This is a genomic window from Bradyrhizobium sp. P5_C11_2, from assembly GCF_054049755.1.
In genome coordinates this window covers 1-1,765 of the sequence record NZ_JBFULT010000914.1, presented here as the reverse complement: position 1 = coordinate 1,765, position 1,765 = coordinate 1, and the positions used below count along the sequence as shown (strand labels likewise).

Genomic DNA, 1,765 nt, shown 5'->3' with positions numbered 1-1,765 from the left:
GCACGGACCTTGCGGAGAAAGCCGGAGCATCGCCCTCCCAGCGGACACGCCATGGCCACTCCCGCCGCTCTCGAACTGGTCGCCGTCACCAAGCGCTACGACACGACGCTGGCCGTCGACAATGTCAACCTCAAGATCCCGGCCGGCACCTATTGCTGCCTGCTCGGCCCCTCCGGCTGCGGGAAGACCTCGACCTTGCGCATGATCGCGGGCCATGAGGCGGTCAGCGAGGGCGACATCATCCTCGGTGCGCAGAACGTCACCGATCTCGAGCCCGCCAAGCGCGGCACGGCGATGATGTTTCAGTCCTACGCGCTGTTTCCGCATTTGACTGTGCTCGACAATGTTGCATTCGCCCTGAAAATGCGCGGCATCGACCGCGCGACGCGGCACAAGCGCGCCGGCGAATTGCTCGAGCTGGTGGCGATGACCCCCTACGCCGCCCGGCTCCCGGCGCAGCTCTCCGGCGGCCAGCAGCAGCGCGTGGCACTGGCCCGCGCGCTGATCACCGAGCCGCAGATCCTGCTGCTCGACGAGCCGCTGTCCGCGCTCGATCCGTTCCTGCGCGTCAGGATGCGCGGCGAGCTGAAGCGGCTCCAGCGCGAGCTCGGCATCAGCTTCATCCAGGTCACCCATGGCCAGGAAGAGGCGATGGCGCTCGCCGACCACATCGTGGTGATGAACCACGGCAAGATCGAGCAGCAGGGCTCGGCCCGCGACATCTTCCACCATCCCCGAACCGAATTCGTGGCGCGCTTCATCGGCGGCCACAACGTGCTCAGCGACGCCGGCAACCTCATCGCCGTGCGCGCCGATCAGCTCGGCATCCTGCCGTTCGTCGACGGCGCGTTCGGCGCGCCGGCGCTGCTGACCCAGACCGAGTACCAGGGTTCCTACATCGCCGTCTCGCTCACGCTCGACGACGGCACCGCCCTGTTCTCCCACCTTCCCGAGGCCGCCTTCGACGTTCACCCGTTCCGTCCGGGCGATCGTGTGCTGGCCACCTGGGATCCCGCCAAGGCGCAACGCCTGCAATAGCGCCGATCGATCACTGGAATGCGCAACAGAGGAGTGACTGATATGACCGAGACCACCAGGAAAAAGGGCGTCAGCCGCCGCACGCTGCTCAAGGGCACCGCGGGTCTCGCCGGCCTTGCCGCCGGCTCCGGCGCCATCACCGGCTTTCCCTACGTGAAGTCGGCCGAGACCAAGGTGCTGCGCTATCTCGGCACCGCCGTGAACGAGGGCGACGACATCTCGAAGCAGTGCCTGAAGGACACCGGCATCAAGATCGAATACATCACCGCCACCACCGACGACGTCACCAAGCGCGTGATGACCCAGCCGAACTCCTTCGACGTGCTGGACACCGAATATTTCTCGCTGAAGAAACTGGTGCCGTCGGGCAACATCCTTGCCCTCGACGCCAGGAAGATCAAGGAATTCGGCAACATCACGCCGGTCTTCACCAAGGGCGAGACGCCCGGCGGCAAGAAGATCGGCAACCAGGGCACCGCGCCCTGGAAGGTGCTCTATCTCGAAGGCAAGGACTCCAAGACCTTCTCGAAGACCGYGACCGAATTCGTGACGCTGATCCCGACGGTCTACAATGCCGACACGCTCGGCATCCGCCCCGACCTGATCAAGCGCCCGATCAGCTCCTGGTCGGAGCTGCTCAATCCCGAGTTCAAGGGCAAGGCCTCGATCCTCAACATTCCCTCGATCGGCATCATGGATGCCGCGATGGTCGTGGAAGCCAGCGGCA

At 65.2% G+C, this 1,765-nt stretch carries 2 protein-coding genes; both read left to right on the top strand.

Annotated features, from left to right (window positions below; translation table 11 throughout):
- Positions 1-51 precede the first annotated feature (51 nt).
- Entirely contained in the window at positions 52-1,038 is a 987-nt protein-coding gene (locus ACXJL8_RS40220; RefSeq protein ID WP_456618233.1) for an ABC transporter ATP-binding protein, read from the top strand.
- A 42-nt stretch (positions 1,039-1,080) separates the two neighbouring features.
- Positions 1,081-1,765, top strand: a 685-nt coding sequence (locus ACXJL8_RS40215; RefSeq protein WP_456686945.1) for an ABC transporter substrate-binding protein, incomplete at its 3' end; no start/stop codon positions are given.

Bases quoted from the DNA above. Each gene is read 5' to 3' on its own strand.
- ACXJL8_RS40220 (WP_456618233.1), top strand. From the start codon at position 52: ATGGCCACTCCCGCCGCTCTCGAACTGGTCGCCGTCACCAAGCGCTAC.